The sequence below is a fragment of the Dyella sp. Tek66A03 genome (genome assembly GCF_052567735.1).
Genome location: NZ_CP199584.1, coordinates 2,993,688 through 3,012,535, shown reverse-complemented (window position 1 = coordinate 3,012,535; position 18,848 = coordinate 2,993,688). Strand labels below are relative to the sequence as shown.

At 63.6% G+C, this 18,848-nt stretch carries 16 protein-coding genes; 10 read left to right on the top strand and 6 right to left on the bottom strand.

What is annotated here, in order from left to right; all coding sequences use genetic code 11:
- The first annotated feature begins 30 nt into the window (after positions 1–30).
- Positions 31–468 carry a hypothetical protein gene (locus tag ACT01B_RS13250; protein WP_445143724.1) on the top strand — a complete coding sequence of 146 codons (438 nt, stop codon included), beginning with the start codon at positions 31–33 and terminating at the stop codon, positions 466–468.
- Positions 469–648: 180 nt separating this feature from the next.
- Here the strand turns inward: ACT01B_RS13250 and acnA are convergent, their stop codons facing one another.
- Positions 649–3,399: an aconitate hydratase AcnA gene (gene acnA / locus ACT01B_RS13245; protein ID WP_445143723.1), complete on the bottom strand. Its 2,751-nt coding sequence runs from the start codon at positions 3,397–3,399 to the stop codon at positions 649–651.
- 406 nt (positions 3,400–3,805) lie between these two features.
- Between acnA and ACT01B_RS13240 the strand changes: the two genes are divergently transcribed.
- Both ACT01B_RS13240 and ACT01B_RS13235 read left to right on the top strand, forming a co-directional pair.
- Positions 3,806–6,397 carry a bifunctional aconitate hydratase 2/2-methylisocitrate dehydratase gene (locus ACT01B_RS13240; protein WP_445143722.1) on the top strand — a complete coding sequence of 864 codons (2,592 nt, stop codon included), beginning with the start codon at positions 3,806–3,808 and terminating at the stop codon, positions 6,395–6,397.
- A gap of 93 nt (positions 6,398–6,490) precedes the next feature.
- Positions 6,491–7,402: a LysR family transcriptional regulator gene (locus tag ACT01B_RS13235; RefSeq protein WP_445143721.1), complete on the top strand. Its 912-nt coding sequence runs from the start codon at positions 6,491–6,493 to the stop codon at positions 7,400–7,402.
- 124 nt (positions 7,403–7,526) lie between these two features.
- On the opposite strand, the gene hflD is transcribed toward ACT01B_RS13235, so the two are convergent.
- From hflD to ACT01B_RS13220, 3 genes are read right to left on the bottom strand one after another with little or no spacing between them, the layout of a single operon-like run.
- The gene (gene hflD / locus ACT01B_RS13230) at positions 7,527–8,150 is read right to left on the bottom strand and encodes a high frequency lysogenization protein HflD (protein WP_445143720.1); all 624 of its coding nucleotides are present in this window, start codon (positions 8,148–8,150) and stop codon (positions 7,527–7,529) included.
- A gap of 10 nt (positions 8,151–8,160) precedes the next feature.
- Entirely contained in the window at positions 8,161–9,306 is a 1,146-nt protein-coding gene (gene mnmA / locus ACT01B_RS13225; protein WP_445143719.1) for a tRNA 2-thiouridine(34) synthase MnmA, read from the bottom strand.
- Positions 9,303–9,797: an NUDIX hydrolase gene (locus tag ACT01B_RS13220; RefSeq protein WP_445143718.1), complete on the bottom strand. Its 495-nt coding sequence runs from the start codon at positions 9,795–9,797 to the stop codon at positions 9,303–9,305. The genes mnmA and ACT01B_RS13220 overlap by 4 nt, the downstream gene beginning before the upstream one ends.
- Positions 9,798–9,954: 157 nt before the next feature.
- Here ACT01B_RS13220 and clpS point away from each other — a divergent pair, with 157 nt between their 5' ends.
- Both clpS and clpA read left to right on the top strand, forming a co-directional pair.
- A complete protein-coding gene (gene clpS, locus ACT01B_RS13215) occupies positions 9,955–10,281 on the top strand; it encodes an ATP-dependent Clp protease adapter ClpS (RefSeq protein WP_445143717.1) in 327 nt (108 codons plus the stop codon).
- Between the two features lie 61 nt (positions 10,282–10,342).
- Positions 10,343–12,610: an ATP-dependent Clp protease ATP-binding subunit ClpA gene (gene clpA, locus ACT01B_RS13210; protein WP_445143716.1), complete on the top strand. Its 2,268-nt coding sequence runs from the start codon at positions 10,343–10,345 to the stop codon at positions 12,608–12,610.
- 158 nt (positions 12,611–12,768) lie between these two features.
- On the opposite strand, the gene infA is transcribed toward clpA, so the two are convergent.
- A complete protein-coding gene (infA, locus tag ACT01B_RS13205; RefSeq protein ID WP_019466733.1) occupies positions 12,769–12,987 on the bottom strand; it encodes a translation initiation factor IF-1 in 219 nt (72 codons plus the stop codon).
- Positions 12,988–13,091: 104 nt separating this feature from the next.
- Positions 13,092–13,367, bottom strand: a complete 276-nt coding sequence (locus ACT01B_RS13200; RefSeq protein ID WP_445143715.1) for a polyhydroxyalkanoic acid system family protein — start codon at positions 13,365–13,367, stop codon at positions 13,092–13,094.
- Between the two features lie 101 nt (positions 13,368–13,468).
- On the opposite strand from ACT01B_RS13200, the gene ACT01B_RS13195 reads away from it, so the two are divergent.
- The 5 genes from ACT01B_RS13195 to kdsB all read left to right on the top strand — a co-directional run bounded on the left by ACT01B_RS13195 (position 13,469) and on the right by kdsB (position 18,782).
- Positions 13,469–14,236, top strand: a complete 768-nt coding sequence (locus ACT01B_RS13195; RefSeq protein ID WP_445143714.1) for an FHA domain-containing protein — start codon at positions 13,469–13,471, stop codon at positions 14,234–14,236.
- Between the two features lie 104 nt (positions 14,237–14,340).
- The gene (gene serC / locus ACT01B_RS13190; protein WP_445143713.1) at positions 14,341–15,426 is read left to right on the top strand and encodes a 3-phosphoserine/phosphohydroxythreonine transaminase; all 1,086 of its coding nucleotides are present in this window, start codon (positions 14,341–14,343) and stop codon (positions 15,424–15,426) included.
- 80 nt (positions 15,427–15,506) lie between these two features.
- Positions 15,507–16,595 carry a prephenate dehydratase gene (gene pheA, locus ACT01B_RS13185; protein WP_445143712.1) on the top strand — a complete coding sequence of 363 codons (1,089 nt, stop codon included), beginning with the start codon at positions 15,507–15,509 and terminating at the stop codon, positions 16,593–16,595.
- A gap of 39 nt (positions 16,596–16,634) precedes the next feature.
- Entirely contained in the window at positions 16,635–17,945 is a 1,311-nt protein-coding gene (gene aroA / locus ACT01B_RS13180; protein WP_445147482.1) for a 3-phosphoshikimate 1-carboxyvinyltransferase, read from the top strand.
- A 63-nt stretch (positions 17,946–18,008) separates the two neighbouring features.
- Complete coding sequence (gene kdsB, locus ACT01B_RS13175; protein WP_445143711.1) at positions 18,009–18,782, top strand: 3-deoxy-manno-octulosonate cytidylyltransferase; 774 nt, start codon at positions 18,009–18,011, stop codon at positions 18,780–18,782.
- Positions 18,783–18,848 lie beyond the last annotated feature (66 nt).

Below are 18,848 nucleotides of genomic sequence, written 5' to 3'. Positions count from 1 at the left end.
GCGTTGCAGCGAGATTTGTGGATGCCGTCGATGAGAAAAACGTGGTCGAAACTGCTGTTTTGCGTGGTCGTCCTGATGGTGCTGGCTGGCTGTCGCCACCCGCCGGACGAGGTGTTGATCAGGCAAGGTATTGAGGCGGCGTCGAAAGCGGCGGAGCACGCCGAAGCGTCGGCGCTTGGCGATGTGTTGAGCGAGGACTTCGACGGCAACGCCGGTGCCCTCGAACGCCATGACCTGCTCCAGCTGTTGCGGGCAGCAGCTTTTCGTGGCGAGACGATTCACGCGTTGACAGGGCCGGTCGAGGTTGAACAACGCGGCGAGCGCTATATCGCGCGCTTCACCGTCACGCTGACCAGTGGTGGAAGGCTGCTGCCGGCGCAAATAGGCGTCTATCAGGTAGAAACCGCCTGGCGTCGCGATGGTCAGCAATGGCGTTGCTATTCGGCTAGCTGGACACGCCAGGTGTGACGCATGCCCGTCCATGCCCGTCATCCCGGCGAAAGTTGGGATCCAGCGCCTTTTGGTTTCTCGCGAAAAGCCCAAGTCACTGGATCCCAGCTTTCGCTGGGATGACGGTGAGGTTGCCTGGTGGATCAAGGTGGGGACCAAAAAGGAAAACGCCGCCCTCGGGCGGCGTTTTCATCGGGCTCAGGCCGCCTTCTTGCTCGCGAGCTGACGCAGCACGTATTGCAGGATGCCACCGTGACGGAAGAACTCGCGTTCCTTTGGCGTGAGCAGCAGCACCTTTACGGTGAACACCTTCTTGCTGCCATCGGCCGCCGTGGCGGTGACCTGGGCGGTTTTAGATTCGCCGCCGTCGAGGCCGGTGATGTCGAAGGTTTCCTTGCCGGTCAGGCCGAGCGACTGCGCATTCTGGCCATCCTCGAACTGGCAGGGCAGTACGCCCATGCCAACCAGGTTGGAGCGGTGGATACGCTCGAAGCTCTCGGTAATCACCGCCTTCACACCCAGCAGGAGGGTGCCCTTGGCCGCCCAGTCGCGCGATGAGCCGGTGCCGTATTCCTTGCCAGCCAGTACCACCAGCGGAGTCTTGTCCGCCTTGTACTTCATGGCCGCGTCGTAGATGGCCAGTTGCTCGCCCGAGGGTACGTGCAGGGTGTAGCCGCCTTCCACGCCATTGAGCATCAGGTTCTTGATGCGGATATTGGCGAAGGTGCCGCGCACCATCACGTCGTCGTTGCCGCGGCGCGAGCCGTAGGAGTTGAAGTCTTTCGGATCGACACCCTTGCCGATCAGGAAGCGGCCCGCCGGGCTGTCCTTCTTGATCGAGCCGGCCGGCGAGATGTGGTCGGTGGTGATCGAGTCGCCGAACAGACCCAGCACGCGCGCGCCGTGGATATCCTCGATCGTGCCGGGCTGCGCGCTCATGCCGTCGAAGTACGGCGGGTTCTTGATATAGGTGGAGTCGTCCCAGCGGAACAGGTCGCCATCCGGCGAGGCGATCTGGTTCCAGCGGCTATCGCCCTTGAACACGTCCGCATAGTTCTTCTCGAACATCTGCGGGTTGATCGCACCGGCGATGGTGTCGGAGATTTCCTTGTTGGTCGGCCAGATATCCTTCAGATATACCGGCTTGCCATCATTGCCCGTGCCGAGGGCGTCCTTGGTCAGGTCGATATCCAGGGTGCCGGCAAGTGCATAGGCGACGACCAACGGCGGCGAGGCCAGGTAATTCATCTTCACTTCGGGATGCACGCGACCTTCGAAGTTGCGGTTGCCCGACAACACCGACGCTACGGCCAGATCACCCTCGGCCACGCCTCGGCTGATTTCAAGCGGCAGCGGCCCGGAGTTGCCGATACAAGTGGTGCAGCCATAACCGACGATAAAGAAGCCGACCTTTTCCAGCTCCTTAAGCAGGCCGGTCTTCTCAAGGTAATCGGTGACCACCAGCGAGCCCGGGCCGATCGAGGTCTTCACCCACGGCTGCGCTTTCAGGCCCTTGGCGGCGGCTTTCTTGGCGACCAGGCCGGCACCGAGCATCACCGCCGGATTGGATGTGTTGGTGCACGAGGTGATCGCGGCGATCACCACGGCGCCATCGCCGAGCTTGAAGCTCTCGCCATGCATTTCCACGCGCACGCCGGTATCGGTGATGTCGTTGGCCGGGTTGCCGATGGCGGTGGCGCCGCCTTCATTGGCGAAGTTGGCGGTATCGCCATTTTTCGGCTTGCGGTTGGCAGTTAGCGGACCCACGGCATCGAGGAAGCTCTTCTGCACGCCTTCCAGCAGCACGCGATCCTGCGGACGCTTCGGACCAGCCAGGGAAGGCCTCACGTCGGCGAGGTCAAGCTCAAGCGTGGTGGTGAAGCGAGGCTCGTGCGCGTTTTCGTCATGCCACAGACCCTGGGCCCTGGCATAGGCCTCGACCAGGGTGATCTGCGCTTCACTGCGGCCGGACAGGCGCATATAGTTCAGCGCTTCCTGATCGACCGGGAAGATGCCGCAGGTGGCGCCGTATTCCGGCGCCATGTTCGCGATGGTGGCGCGATCGGCCAGCGGCAGGTGCTTGAGGCCGTCGCCGAAGAACTCGACGAACTTGCCCACCACACCGAGCTTGCGCAGCATCTGAGTCACGGTAAGCACCAGGTCGGTGGCAGTCACGCCTTCCGACAGCTTGCCCTTGAGCTTAAAGCCGACCACTTGGGGAATCAGCATCGACGAGGGCTGGCCCAACATGGCCGCCTCCGCTTCGATACCGCCCACGCCCCAGCCCAGCACGCCGAGGCCATTGATCATGGTGGTGTGGGAGTCGGTGCCGAACACGGTGTCCGGGTAGGCCCACTGCGTGCCGTCCTTCTCAGCCGTAAAGACGACGCGGGCGAGATGCTCCAGGTTCACCTGATGCACGATGCCCGTGCGCGGCGGTACTACCTTGAAGTTGTTGAAGGCCTTCTGGCCCCAGCGCAGGAACGAGTAGCGCTCCTGGTTGCGATGGAATTCGATCTCGACGTTTTGTTCGAGCGCCGACGCCGAACCATAGACGTCGACCTGTACCGAGTGGTCGATGACCAGCTCGGCCGGAGCCAGCGGATTGATCTGGTTGGCGTTGCCGCCCAGCTTCACCACGGCATCGCGCATCGCGGCCAGGTCGACCACGCAGGGCACGCCAGTGAAATCCTGAAGGACCACGCGCGCCGGCATGAAGGAGATTTCGGTATCCGGCTCGGCCTTGGCGTTCCAGTTGGCGACCGCCTCGATTTCCTTCGCGGTCACATTGAGGCCGTCCTCGTGGCGCAACAGGTTTTCCAGCAGGATCTTCAGCGAGTAGGGCAGGGTCTTGAGGTCGAAGCGTTGACCGAGCTTGGTCAGGCTGGCGATCTGGTACGAGCTGCCGTTGACTTTGAGGGTGTCGCGGGTGGCGAATGAATCCAGCATGGGTAGGGCTCCTGTTGCGAAAGTCGAACAAGCGCACATGGCGCAACCGCGTGATCCTAGAACAGCCAGTGTGAGCGTTATTGCAAGAAAAAAGCGTGAGTTCGGTGGGTAAGGAACAGCTTGGGGTGCGACGCCTAGTGTGCAAGCGCCCAGCATCGTTATTCCAGCACCGCCCCATTGCAAGATTTCGAACGCTGCCGGAAGCGTTGCTTTGCGTTGCGGGCATGGCCCCGCGGCTGGCAAAATAAGCAGGTTATATGCCGCCAAAAAACGGTACAGAGACAAGGTTTTGCACCTTGTCCCGCGTCGGTAGCGGCCACGCGGATTCGGCTTACACCAGCGACTCCTCAGCGCCTGTGCAAACAGACGCACGCTGCCTCATTCGTAGTTCATCGGACGAGATCACATGCTAAACGCCTACCGCCAACATGTTGCCGAGCGCGCCGCGCTGGGCATTCCGCCGCTGCCGCTGTCGGCTCAGCAGACCGCTGACCTGATCGAGCTGCTGAAGAACCCGCCCGCGGGCGAGGAAACCTTCCTGGTCGACTTGATCAGCCATCGCGTGCCGGCTGGCGTGGACGATGCGGCCAAGGTGAAGGCGTCTTATCTGGCGGCCGTGGCGTTTGGTACGGAGAAGTCCGCGCTGATCACGCGCGAAAAGGCGACCGAACTGTTGGGCACCATGCTGGGTGGCTACAACATTCATCCGCTGATCGAGCTGCTCGATGACGCGAAGGTCGGCGTGATTGCCGCCGACGCGCTCAAGAAGACCCTGCTCATGTTCGACGCCTTCCACGACGTCAAGGACAAGGCCGACAAGGGTAATGCCAACGCCAAGGGCGTGCTGCAGAGCTGGGCCGATGCCGAATGGTTCACCAGCCGTCCGGAAGTGCCGCAGAGCCTGACCATCACCGTGTTCAAGGTGCCGGGCGAAACCAATACCGATGACCTGTCACCGGCGCCGGATGCCACCACGCGTCCCGACATTCCGCTGCACGCGCTGGCCATGCTGAAGAACCAGCGCGAAGGCGCACCGTTCCAGCCGGAAGAAGACGGCAAGCGCGGCCCGATCCGGCAGATCCAGGATCTCACCAAGCAAGGCCATCTGGTTGCCTATGTGGGTGACGTGGTCGGTACCGGTTCCAGCCGCAAGTCCGCCACCAACTCGGTGCTGTGGTGGACCGGCGAAGACATTCCGTTCATTCCGAACAAGCGCTTCGGCGGCGTGTGCCTGGGCAGCAAGATCGCCCCGATCTTCTACAACACCATGGAAGATGCCGGCGCGCTGCCGATCGAACTCGACGTCTCCCAGATGGAGATGGGCGACGTGGTCGAGCTGCGTCCCTATGACGGCAAGGCCCTCAAGAACGGCCAGGTCATCGCCGAATTCCAGGTGAAGTCCGAGGTGCTGTTTGACGAAGTGCGCGCCGGCGGCCGCATTCCGCTGATCGTGGGCCGCGGCCTCACCGCCAAGGCGCGCGAAGCGCTGGGTCTGCCGGTGTCCACCCTGTTCCGCCTGCCGCAGCAGCCGGTCGATACGGGCAAGGGGTTCACCCTGGCGCAGAAGATGGTCGGTCGCGCCTGCGGCCTGCCGGAAGGCGAGGGCGTGCGTCCGGGCACCTATTGCGAGCCGAAGATGACCTCGGTGGGTTCGCAGGACACCACCGGCCCGATGACCCGCGACGAGCTGAAGGACCTGGCCTGCCTGGGCTTCTCAGCCGATCTGGTGATGCAGTCGTTCTGCCACACCGCCGCCTATCCGAAGCCGGTGGACGTGAAGACCCACCACACGCTGCCGGAATTCATCAGCACCCGCGGCGGCATCTCGCTGCGCCCGGGCGATGGCGTGATCCATTCCTGGCTCAACCGCATGCTGCTGCCCGACACGGTCGGCACCGGCGGCGACAGCCATACGCGCTTCCCGATCGGCATCTCGTTCCCGGCCGGCTCCGGCCTGGTCGCGTTCGCCGCGGCCACCGGCGTGATGCCGCTGGACATGCCCGAGTCGGTGCTGGTGCGTTTCAAGGGCGAGCTGCAGCCTGGTGTCACCTTGCGTGACCTGGTCAACGCGATCCCGCTGTACGCCATCAAGCAGGACCTGCTGACGGTCGCCAAGCAGGGCAAGAAGAACATCTTCTCCGGTCGCATCCTGGAAATCGAAGGTCTGCCGAACCTCAAGGTGGAGCAGGCATTCGAGCTCTCCGATGCCTCGGCCGAGCGTTCCGCTGCGGGTTGCACGGTGCACCTCGACAAGGCGCCGATCATCGAATACATCACCAGCAATATCACGCTGCTGAAATACATGATCGCCCAGGGCTACAAGGACGCGCGCAGCCTGCAGCGCCGCATCAAGGCGATGGAAGCGTGGCTGGCCGATCCGAAGCTGCTGGATCGCGATGCCGACGCCGAATACGCCGCGGTGATCGAGATCGACCTGGCCGATGTGCATGAGCCCATCGTGGCCTGCCCGAACGACCCGGACGACGTGAAGACCCTGTCCGACGTGGCTGGCGCCAGCATCGACGAAGTGTTCATCGGTTCGTGCATGACCAATATCGGTCACTTCCGTGCGGCGTCGAAGCTGCTGGAAGGCAAGCGCGATATCCCGACCAAGCTGTGGGTGGCCCCGCCGACCAAGATGGACCAGCAGCAGCTGACCGAGGAAGGCCATTACGGCGTGCTCGGCACCGCCGGCGCCCGCATGGAAATGCCGGGTTGCTCGCTGTGCATGGGCAACCAGGCGCAAGTGCGCGAGGGCGCCACGGTGTTCTCCACCTCGACCCGTAACTTCCCCAACCGCCTGGGCAAGAACGCCAACGTTTACCTGGGTTCGGCCGAACTGGCCGCGATCTGCTCGCGTCTGGGCCGCATCCCGACCAAGGCCGAGTACATGACCGACATCGGCGTGATCAATGCCAATGGCGACAAGATCTACAAGTACATGAACTTCGACCAGATCGCGGACTACCAGCAGGTCGCTGACACCGTCACGGCCTGAGTGCTGTAAAGCAAGTCGTTCGAAGCCCGGCCCCGCGCCGGGCTTCGTCGTTTATGCTTTCACGACGACATGGCGAGACGGCAGGCAGCGCGGATGATTTCCACCCACTTATCGGTAGTCTCACTGCGTGACCTGATGCTGGTGCAGGCCGTCCGCCGCCACGGCAGTTTCAACAGCGCGGCGCGCGCGATGCATATCAGTCCCTCGGGTCTCTCGCATCAGGTGCAGAAGGTGGAGCAGGCGCTAGGCGCACCCTTGTTCGAGCGCGGCGGGCGCCGAGTGGTGCCCACTGCGGGCGGGCAACGCTTGCTGGAGCAGATCGACGCCGTGCTGGCTTCCGCTGAACTGCTGCAGCAGGTGGCCCGCGCGGGCGAGGTGGCTTTTGGCGGTGAACTGCGCCTGGGTGTCCCCGCCTCGCTGGGCCCTTATCTCTTGCCGCACCTGATCGAACCGTTTCCGCAGCACTTTCCAGGCACGCGCCTGAGCCTGTCCGAAGGCAAGCCGCGCGGATTGCTGCGGCGCTTGAACGAAGGCGAGCTGGATGCCGTGTTGGCGCCGAGGGTGACGCCGCTCAGTGGTACGGCGATGCGGCCGCTGTTCTTCGAGCCCTGGGAGCTGATGCTGCGCGCCGACCATAAGCTGGCGGGCAAGCGCAACGTCGCGCTCGAACAGCTCGATCCCAGCGAGGCCACCTTGATGACTGAAAGCCACGCCGATGATGTGCTCGGTGGTGGCCATGTGCAGGACGTCAGCCTGGAAAGCCTCGCGGCCCTGGTGGGCCTACGCGGCGGCTACGCGCTGGTGCCTGCGCTGGCGCACGATCGCCTGGCTTCGATGCCGGACATTGTGCTGTCCAAGATCAAGGGGCAGGCGACAGGACGCGAAATCGCGCTCTATTGGCGCGAGGCTTCACCATGGAGCGCAGATTTGCAGGCGTTTGCGGGGTTGTTGCGCCGGTTGGCCAAGCAGCGGCCGGGGTTGAAGCTGGTGGGCGAGGGGGCGTAACGCCTCTGGCCCTTCATTGCGCCAGATCCCTCACCGTCATCCCAGCGTTCGCTGGGATGACGGTGAGGGTAATCATATGTGGCCACGTAATGGTGACCGCGCCCGCCGCGAACGCCTCAAGCCATCACGTGTTATTGATCGTTGACCCCGTCAACAACCCTCGCGCCAACATGCTGCACTGTCGGCGATACAGCACCATCTGCCACTGCCGCCCACCCAACTGACGCCAAAGCACCGCCGAACGCACGGCCGCGAGCAGGTTGGTGCGTACCTTCTCCACCACGTTCGGCTGCTGCAACTGCTGCGGGTTGCCAGTAACCATCACGCGCGGCTTCAGCGTGGAAAGCGTGCTGGCATAGAGCTCGGCGAGTCGGCTGATGACCTGCGGCGACTCCGGGCCGAAGTGCTCGACTTGGCGCTGCGCAGCCACCACACCTTGCTGCAGGCGGTCGAGCAGGTCCTTGCGGCGGGACAGGCTGCGTTCCAGTCGCATCACGGTAAACGCCATGCGGGTGATGGCGACGTCGCGGTTGTTCTCGTCGAGCAGGGTAATCAGCTGGCGCAGGCCCAGGCGCACGCCCGATACATCGCCATAGACGCCGACCACCGATGGCGCGTCGATGCGAAACACGCTGCCGATACTGGCGGCCATGGCGGATTCGTCGCAGCGGCCTTCGTTGGCCAGTTGCTGGGCCAGGCCGGTGGCCTGGAACAGGCCGGCCAGGGCCAGGACGCGCTCTTCATTCATGGCAAAGGCTTCAAGCACCGGGGATCGACTCGCAGGGAATGGGGGTGGACAAGGCGGCTTCATCGTTCCAGCCGCCGTACGGTGCATCGGTGCGCTCGATCACAGCGCCACCGAGGCAGGCATCGCCGTCATAGAACACTACCGACTGCCCGGGGGTAACCGCGCGCTGGGGTTCGTCAAAGATCACTTCCAGGCTGTCGTCGCGCACGATGACTTCGCAAGTTTGATCCTGCTGGCGGTAGCGTGTCTTGGCGGTGCAGCGGAAGCGCTTGGCCGGAGGCTTAGCGGCGACCCAGTTTGGCAGCTCGGTAAGCAGGCGGCGTGAATACAACCAAAGATTCTCGCCACCCTGGGCTACATACAAGATGTTCCTGGCCACATCCTTGCCGACCACATACCAGGCCTCGCCGCTGGCGCCATGGCGGCCACCGATGCCCAGACCGTTGCGCTGGCCAAGGGTGTAATACATCGCACCTTGGTGTTCGCCCACGGTTTCGCCTTCGGGCGTACGCATGGGGCCAGCCTGGGCGGGAATGTACTGGGCCAGGAAGCTGCGGAAATCGCGCTCACCGATAAAACAGATGCCGGTGGAGTCCTTTTTCGCGTGTGTGGGTAGCGACGCTTCCCGCGCCATCTGGCGCACCTGCGACTTCTCGATCTCGCCTACCGGAAACAAGGTGGCGGCCAATTGTTGCTGGCCCAGCGCATGCAAGAAGTAAGTCTGGTCCTTGGCGGCATCCACGGCGCGCAGCAGGCGGTATTTGCCCTCGTGGAAGTCGACGCGGGCGTAATGGCCGGTGGCGATCTTGTCCGCGCCCAGGGCCCGTGCCTCGTCAAGGAAGGTCTTGAACTTGATCTCCCGATTGCACAGCACGTCCGGATTCGGCGTGCGACCCGCGCGGTATTCGGCCAGGAAGTGCTCGAACACGCCGTCCCAGTATGCCGCCGCGAAATTGCGCGCATGAAAGGGAATGCCCAGTCGCCCACATACCGCAACGGCGTCCTTGCGGTCGGCATCGGTGGTGCAGGGGCCGTCGCGGTCGTCCTCTTCCCAGTTCTGCATGAACAGGCCTTCGACGTCGTAGTCGGCCTGTTGCAGGAGCAGGGCGGCTACCGAGGAATCGACGCCGCCGGAGATGCCAAGCATCACTTTCACGGGTAACGGTCCTCGTCCAGCAGGCTGTGTAGCACGGTCAGTGGCAGGCGTTGTCCAGCCAGCCAAGCGTCGATGCTCATCAGCACCAGGGGGCTGCGCAGGCGGTCGCCCAGGGCCACTATCTCCTCCCGGGTCAGCCACAGGGCGCGCAGAATACCGCTATCGAGCGGTCGCTGCGGGTCATGGCCTAGCGCACGGGCGGCAAAGCTGAAGCGCACCACGCCGTCGCCATGCTCGGTGCTGCGCCATTGGTGGATGCCGATCAGGTGCTCCAGTTCGACCGTCCAGCCGGTTTCCTCCAAGGTTTCGCGCACGGCGGCACTGACCAGGCTTTCCTTGTCATCCAAATGGCCCGCTGGCTGGTTATAGGCAAGACGGCCGCTCACTTCCTCTTCCACCATGAGGAAACGGTCGCCGTCGGCCACGACACACGCCACGGTGACGTGTGGGCACCAGACAGATAAGGAGGAGATGACAGCGGAATCGGCCATGGGGGACATATGGCGCCGGTAAAGGCACTGGAAAAGTCGTCATTGTGCCATCACCTGAAGACAACCTGCCTTTGGCGGTACCCCGGGGGCCGCCAGTTCGGGCCGGCATCGGGGCTGCGGCGGTATACTTTTCCCCAGGATATTTAACTTAGAACCCATGGCTCACGAACCCGAACACGAACAAGGCAGCGGTCACGGCCTGGCGCTGGAAACCTCAAGGCCGGAGGTGGCTCGTCCACCCCTGTTTCAGGTGGTGCTGCTGAATGACGACTTCACCCCGATGGATTTCGTGGTCGAGGTGCTGCGCAGCTTCTTCAGCCTGGACCAGGAGCGGGCGGTGCAGGTCATGCTTCACGTCCATACGCGCGGCAAGGGCGTCTGTGGCGTCTTCACCAGGGAGGTTGCAGAGACTAAGGTGACTCAGGTAAACGAATATTCACGTGCTCATCAACACCCTTTGTTGTGCACTATGGAAAAGATGTAATCGACCCCATTTTGTAGCCATCGCGGCACAGGCCGCCTGCCACATAGCGGAGTAGGTCCGGATGTTCAGCAAGGATCTCGAAGTCACCATCGGCCAGTGCTACAAGCAGGCCCGCGAGCAGCGTCATGAGTTCATGACGGTGGAACACCTGCTGCTCGCACTTACCGATAACCGGTCGGCACTGGGTGCCTTGCGTGCTTGCGGCGTGGATTTGCCGCGGCTGATGCGCGAGCTGGAAAAAATCATCGCCGAGACCGTGCCGGTGCTGCCGCACGGCGACGAACGCGATACCCAGCCCACGCTCGGCTTCCAGCGCGTTTTGCAGCGCGCGGTGTACCACGTGCAGTCTTCCGGCCGTAAGGAAGTCACCGGCGCCAATGTGCTGGTGGCCATTTTCGGCGAGAAGGATTCGCATGCCGTGTATTTCCTGCACCAGCAGGAGATCACCCGTCTCGACGTGGTCAATTACATCTCGCACGGCATCGCCAAGATTGGCGACGAGCCGTCGCAGAGCATGCCGGGTAGTGAGCGTGACAGCGAAGATGGCGAGCCCAAGGGCAACCCGCTGAGCGAATACGCCAGCAACCTCAACGAACTGGCGCTGGAAGGCAAGATCGATCCGCTGATCGGTCGCCAGGACGAGATCGAGCGCACCATCCAGGTGCTATGCCGCCGCCGCAAGAACAACCCGCTCTATGTCGGTGAGGCCGGCGTGGGCAAAACCGCGCTGGCCGAGGGCCTGGCCAAGCGCATCGTGGACGGCGACGTGCCCGAAGTGCTGGAAAACGCCACCATCTGGTCGCTGGATCTCGGCGCCCTCGTCGCCGGCACCAAGTACCGCGGCGATTTCGAGAAGCGCCTGAAGGCGGTGATCGGCCAGCTCAAGAAGCAAACGGGCGCGATCCTGTTCATCGACGAGATCCACACCATCATCGGTGCCGGTTCCGCTTCCGGCGGCACCATGGATGCCAGCAACCTGATCAAGCCCATGCTGGCGTCGGGTGAGTTGCGCTGCATCGGTTCCACCACGTTCCAGGAATTTCGCGGCATCTTCGAGAAGGACCGTGCGCTGGCTCGCCGTTTTCAGAAGATCGACGTGGTCGAGCCGACCGTGGCGGACAGCTTCGAGATCCTCAAGGGCTTGCGTTCCCGCTTCGAAGAACACCACAACGTGGCCTATACCATCGAGGCGCTGAAGGCCGCCGTGGATCTGTCGGTGAAGCACATCCCCGACCGTCTGCTGCCGGACAAGGCCATCGACGTGATCGACGAGGCCGGCGCGCGCCAGCGCTTGCTGCCGATCGACCAGCGCACCGGCACGGTCGACGTGCCGGAGGTGGAATACATCGTGGCCAAGATGGCGCGTATTCCGGCCAAGCAGGTGTCGGCGTCCGATCGCGACGTGCTACGCAACCTGGAGCGCAACCTCAAGATGGTGGTGTTCGGTCAGGACGCGGCCATCGAGGCTTTGGCCGCTTCCATCAAGATGGCCCGCTCAGGCCTGGCAGACCCGTCCAAGCCGATCGGTTGCTTCCTGCTGGCCGGTCCCACCGGCGTCGGCAAGACCGAAGTCACCAAGCAGCTGGGCATGCAGCTGGGCATCGAGATGATCCGCTTCGACATGTCCGAGTACATGGAGGCCCACTCGGTGTCGCGCCTGGTCGGTGCCCCTCCGGGCTATGTCGGTTTCGATCAGGGTGGTTTGCTCACCGAGGCGGTGACCAAGCATCCGCACGCCGTGCTGCTGCTGGATGAGATCGAAAAGGCGCATCCGGATGTGTTCAACATCCTGCTGCAGGTGATGGATCGCGGCGTGCTGACCGACACCAACGGCCGTGAGGCGAACTTCAAGAACGTGGTGGTGGTGATGACCACCAACGCCGGCGCCCAGCAGGCGTCTCGTCGCGGCATCGGCTTCGTCAAGCAGAACCACTCGATGGATGCGATGGAAGTGATCCGCCGCATGTTCACGCCGGAGTTCCGCAACCGACTGGACGCGATCATCCAGTTCAATGCGCTGGACTTCGAGCACATCCTGCGCGTGGTCGACAAGTTCCTGATCGAACTGGAGTCGCAGCTCACCGAGAAGCATGTGAGCCTGGACGTCGATGCCGATGCCCGCCGCTGGTTGGCCGAGCACGGCTTCGATCCGCAGATGGGCGCGCGCCCGATGGCCCGCGTGATCCTGGAGAAGGTCAAGCGTCCGCTGGCCGACGAACTGCTGTTCGGCAAGTTGGCCGAGGGCGGCAAGGTGAGCCTGAGCGTGCGTGAGGGCGAACTGGTCGTCACCACCGAAGCGGCCGAGGCGGTTCCCGCTGTGGTGAGTTGACCGGCGAGCCGGTTTGATTACGGCAACACGAAAAGGCCGCGCTTACAGCGCGGCCTTTCTCTTTTTGTAGGAGCGCACCCTGTGCGCGAAAATCCTACGCAGCGGCGCTGCTGTGTTCGCGCACAGGGTGCGCTCCTACAACAGCGAAGCCGCTCGATTTACTTCATGCGGTAGGTGATACGGCCCTTGGTCAGGTCGTACGGGGTCATCTCCACCTTCACCTTGTCACCGGTGAGGATGCGGATGTAATGCTTGCGCATGCGCCCGGAGATGTGGGCCGTGATCACGTGGCCGTTCTCCAGCTGCACGCGGAACATGGTGTTGGGCAGGGTCTCTTGCACCGTGCCTTCCATTTCAATGACGTCGTCTTTGGCCATGCGTTCCGGTGGGTGCGATTGGGGCCGTCATGGCCGCGTAAGCGGTCGATTATGCCATGGAATCTGGAATGGTTAAAGAATCATCAGCCAAGAGACTTGTCCGGTCAGCCGAAATGCTCGTCCAGCTTGCGGCGGATCTCCTGCTCGACCATGCCCTTCAGGGGTGCCAGCATCATGCCCAGCTCGGCTTTCACGTGGACGGCGTCGCTGGCCACCGCGATGCTTCCCACCACGCCCGGCCGGGAAAAACTTAGGGTGTCACCTTGCCACTGGCCTTCCATGCCGAATTTCTCGTGCATGCGCGCCGCCACCTTGTCGACCACGGCACGGGCCTCGGCGAGCGGCAGTTGGTGCGGTCGACGGATATCAATCTTGGGCATGGATAAGCTCCGCATCGGCAAACCCGCATGGTAAGCCAGATGCGCTCGGAGAGAATGCAGCCATCTGTTAGAGTCCCGGCCGTCTATCGACTGGTTCACCGATGCGTATCGAGTTTTCCAATTCGGCCCGAGAGGATTTCCACTGGGATGCCCCCGCACTGCGGATCGGCAGCGCACCGGACAACGATCTGATACTGGCCGGCCATCAGGCCGGTGAGCACCATTTGCGCATCCATCTCGACCGTCGTGGCTGGGTGCTGCAGGTACTGCCGCAAGGCAATCGCGTCTATGTCAACGCCCGGCCCGTGCGCGAGAAAGCCTTGCTGCGCGCGGGTGACATTCTCAGCGTTGGCGATTGCCGCATGTTGCTGCGGGTCGATGAGGAGCCTGCCCATAACCCACCCGTGACCGTGCCGGCGGAAGGTCGCTGCACGGTCGCCCTGCGTGCGGTGGCCGGGTCGCTGTCGGGTCGCGTGCTGTCGCTGCAGGACAAGCTGGAGCTGGGGCCGATGGGCCGCTTTCCGCTGGAACTGCCGCAGGGCGAGGCCGCGTCGCTGATCGTATTCTGGCGTGATGGGCAGCTTATGCTCGAGGCGGGCCAGCGATCTGAGCGTTATCCGTTGCGCGTGAACGGCGTGGCGGTGACACAGGCGGCCTTGCGTCCGGGTGACCAGATCGGCCTGGCGATGCACCGCTTCGTGGTCGACGCCCCGGGGCTAGAACTGGAGCCCGAGATCGTGCGGCCGGAGCCACCTCACGAGCACCTGCCGGAGGAAGATGCCGGTCCGCGTGGCGAAGTGTGGTGGCTGATCGCCACCGCGGCCGTGCTGGCGCTGGGTATCGCCGTTGCCCTGTTGGTGCGCTTCTAAGGTACGCGCCGGGGCGGTTCGCAGGCATCGGCGAACCGGTTGACGATGTGTTGCTGCGACGCGGCATAATGCGCTGATTCCTCCCACCAAGGCGCCGTCAGTCAGTGAGTAGACTCTGGAATTTCAGCGCAGGCCCGGCGGCGATGCCGCAGGTGGTACTTGAACGCGCACAGCGCGAGCTACTGGACTGGCAGGGCTGCGGTGCCTCGGTGATGGAGCTTTCCCATCGTGGCAAGGCGTTCACAGGCCTGGCCCAACAGGCCGAGGCCGATCTGCGCGAGCTGCTCGCGATTCCCGCCGATTACGCCGTGCTGTTCCTGCAGGGCGGTGCAACCCAGCATTTCGGCCAGATACCGATGAACCTGGCCGGCGATGGTGACAGCGCGGACTACATTGTTACGGGTCATTGGGGTGAAAAGGCCGTAAGCGAGGCCGCACCGTATGTGAAGGTAAACCTCGCGGCCAGCAGCCAGGATCAGCACTACCTGCAGCTGCCGCCGCGCGATACCTGGAAACTCGATCCCCGTGCCGCCTATGTGCACTACACACCGAACGAGACCATCCACGGTGTCGAGTTTGATGATATTCCCGAGGTGGGCGATGTCCCGCTGGTCGCGGACATGTCCTCCAATATCCTGTCCGAGCCGCTGGATGTCTCGCGCTTCGGCCTGATCTATGCCGGCGCCCAGAAGAACATCGGTCCGTCGGGACTGGTGGTGATGATCGTCCGTCGCGACCTGCTGCAACGTGCTACCCGCCCGATGTCGCGCATTTTTCGTTATGCGGACCATGCGGCGAACGATTCCATGCTCAATACGCCCAATACCTGGGGCTGGTACCTGGCAGGCCTCACCTTCCAGTGGCTGAAGGAGCAGGGCGGCCTGGTGGCGATGGGTGAGCGCAACCGCGCCAAGGCGGACTTGCTGTATGGGACCATCGATGGTTCGGGCGGCTACTACCGCAGCCCTGTCGAGCACGCCTCGCGTTCGCGCATGAATGTGCCATTCACCCTCCACGACAGCGCCCTGGATGCCGCTTTCCTCAAGGAATCGGAGGCCGCAGGTTTGCTCGCTCTAAAGGGACACAAGGCGGTGGGCGGCATGCGCGCTTCGCTCTACAACGCGGTGCCGTTGGAGGCTGTGCAAGCCCTGGTGGCCTTCATGAGCGACTTTGCCAAACGTCACGGATGAAACGGTTGCGCGCGGGTTGGTGGATCGGAGACCATCCCTGATCCACCGTTTGGACTTCTTTCCTTCCAGATCGCCGAGACATGACCGACAAGAAATCCTCGCTTTCCGATGTGCGTGAGCGCATCGACACTATCGATCAGCAAATCCAGCAGCTGATCTCGGAGCGTGCCGGGTGGGCGCAGGAAGTGGCGCGCGTCAAGGGAGCGGGACTTTCGGCGATCGACTATTACCGTCCCGAGCGCGAGGCGCACGTCCTGCGCATGGTGGTGGATCGCAACCACGGCCCCTTGTCCGATACGGAAATGGTGCGCCTGTTCCGCGAGATCATGTCGTCCTGCCTGGCGCAGGAAGATCCGCTCAAGGTCGGATTCCTGGGACCGGAAGGCACCTTCAGCGAGCAGGCCGTGCGCAAGCACTTTGGCCACGCGGCCTACGGCTTGCCGCTGGGTAGCATCGAGGAAGTATTCCAGGAAGTAGCCGCCGGTCATGCCGATTTCGGCGTGGTGCCGGTGGAGAATTCCGGGCAGGGCATGATCCAGGTGACCCTGGACATGTTCCTCACCTCCGACGCCACGATTTGCGGCGAAGTCGAGCTGCGCGTGCACCAGTGCCTGCATTCCCTCGGCGGCAAGCTTGAGGACATCAAGCGCGTCTATGCGCATGCGCAGTCGCTGCAGCAGTGCAAGACCTGGTTGCGCATCAACCTGCCGGGCGTGGAATGCACCGCGGTAAGCAGCAATGCCGAAGCCGCTCGCCTTGCACGCCATGCCGACGATGCGGGTGCCATCGCCGGCGAAACGGCGGGTCGCGTTTATGGGCTCAAGACCGTGGCCCAGGCCATCGAGGACCGCGCGGACAACACCACGCGCTTCCTGGTAATTGGCCGTTCGCTGTTTCCGCCATCGGGCAACGACCGCACATCCTTGCTCATCACGGTGAACGACAAGCCGGGCGCCTTGTATGACGTGCTGAGTCCGTTCGCCAAGCATGGACTCAGCCTCAATCGCATCGAGTCGCGCCCCGCGCATTCGGGCAAGTGGCAGTACGCGTTCTTCATCGACGTGTCGGGCCACGTCAACGACGAGCCCATGCAGGCGGCCATGCAGGAAATGGGCTCGGCCGCGGCCAAGGTGCGCGTGCTCGGTTCCTACCCGGTGGCCTTGCCCTGATATGTATGCGGTCGCCTGAGAGCGGCTGCCGGAGAGTTCATCGTGAGTCGACTCGACTGGATCAGTCACGCCGGCCGCGCGCTGCAAGGCAGCGTACGCGTCCCCGGCGATAAATCCGTATCGCACCGCGCCCTGATGCTGGGCGCGTTGGCGGATGGTACATCGCAAATCCGCGGCTTCCTCGAAGGCGAGGATACGCGTGCCACCGCCGCCGTCCTGCAACAGCTTGGCGTGCGGATCGAGATGCCTGCCGAAGGCGAGCGTCGCGTACATGGCGTCGGCTTGCATGGCTTGCGTGGTGCATCGCAGCCCTTGGATTGCGGCAATGCCGGCACCGGCATGCGCTTGTTGGCCGGCCTGCTTGCGGGGCAGGCCTTCGATAGCACGCTGGTCGGCGACGAATCGCTGTCGAAGCGGCCGATGCGCCGGGTGACCGACCCCTTGGCCATGATGGGCGCGAGGATCGACAGCCGCGATGGCCTGCCGCCGCTGCAAGTGCACGGCAGCCAGGCGCTGCACGGCATCGAATACACGCTACCGGTGGCCAGTGCCCAGGTGAAGTCGGCGCTGTTGCTTGCCGGTTTGTACGCGCAGGGCGAGACGCAGGTGATCGAGCCGCATCCCACGCGTGACTACACCGAGCGCATGCTGGCGGCCTTCGGTTGGCCGATCGATTTCGAGCCAGGTCGTGCGCGATTGAGCGGCGGCCATGCGCTGCGTGCCACCGACGTGGACGTGCCCGCCGATTTCTCATCGGCGGCGTTCTTCCTGGTGGCGGCGAGCATTGTGCCGGGGTCCGAGCTGCATTTGCCTGCGGTGGGCTTGAATCCACGTCGCACGGGCCTGCTGCATGCCTTGCGTTTGATGGGTGCCGATATCCGCATCGAGAACCCGCGCGAGAGCGGTGGCGAGCCGGTCGGTGACCTGGTGGTCCGCCATGCGCCGCTGCATGGCATCGAGCTGCCGGAAGCTCTGGTGCCGGACATGATCGACGAGTTCCCGGTGCTTTTTGTCGCCGCCGCGACTGCAAAGGGCCGCACCGTGGTGCGGGGCGCAGCAGAATTGCGCGTGAAGGAGTCGGATCGCATCGCCTCCATGGCGGCTGGCCTGCGCGCGATCGGCGCGAATATCGAAGAGACCACAGACGGCGCCATCATCGAAGGCGGTGCCATCGGCGGTGGCAGCATCGAGAGCCACGGCGATCATCGCATTGCGATGAGTTTTGCCGTTGCGGGCCTGATCGCCAGCGATGCCATCCGCCTTAACGATTGCAGCAACGTGGCGACTTCGTTTCCCAGGTTTCTTGAACTGGCTAATAGCTGCGGATTTGCCTTGGATTTGGCGAGCTGAGGGCTGGACCCTCGTCTCCCGCCACACTTGCAGTTAGGCTTCCCGCCTCACCTAGAGGTCGCCATGTCCGCAGACACACTGCCGTTTATCGTCGCCATTCCCGCCCGCTACGGCTCCACGCGCCTGCCAGCCAAGCCGTTGCGCGAGATTGCCGGCGTGCCGATGGTGGTGCGGGTGGCGCAGCGAGCCTTGCAGGCTGGAGCGATCCAGGTCGTCGTGGCGGTGGACGACCAGCGCATCGCCGATGCCTTGGCCGGGCAGGGCGTTGAGGTATGCATGACCCGTAGCGATCATGCATCGGGCAGCGACCGCCTGGCCGAATGCGCGCTCCACTATGGCTGGCCCGACGACGCCATCGTGGTGAACCTGCAAGGCGACGAACCGTTTGCTCCCGCTGCGGGCATCCGCGAGGTGGCCCGCGCGTTGGCCGACGACGACGCGCCGGTTGCGACCTTGGCGACGCCGATCACGGACGCACACGAGCTGTTCGATCCCAACGTGGTGAAGCTGGTGCGCACCTCGAATGGCCGGGCCTTGTACTTCAGTCGTGCCCCCTTGCCATGGGCGCGTGATGCGTTTGCCACGGATCGCGACGCGCTACCGGCCGATGTGCCATTCCTTCGCCATATCGGCATTTATGCGTACCGTGCGGGCTTCCTCAAGCGCTACACCCAGCTGTCGCGTACGCCATTGGAGCAGGCCGAGTCGCTGGAGCAGTTGCGCGTGCTCGAGCATGGCCACGCCATTGCCGTGCGGCTGACGCCAGAACCGTTCCCGCCCGGTATCGATACGCTGGCTGACCTGGAGCGTGCGGAACGGTGGCTGGCGCAAGGCTGAGCGTTTTCTGCACCGGCGCCTTACCTGTGCGATGAACACTCCGCTGGAAGCGAAGCGAGCGTCATG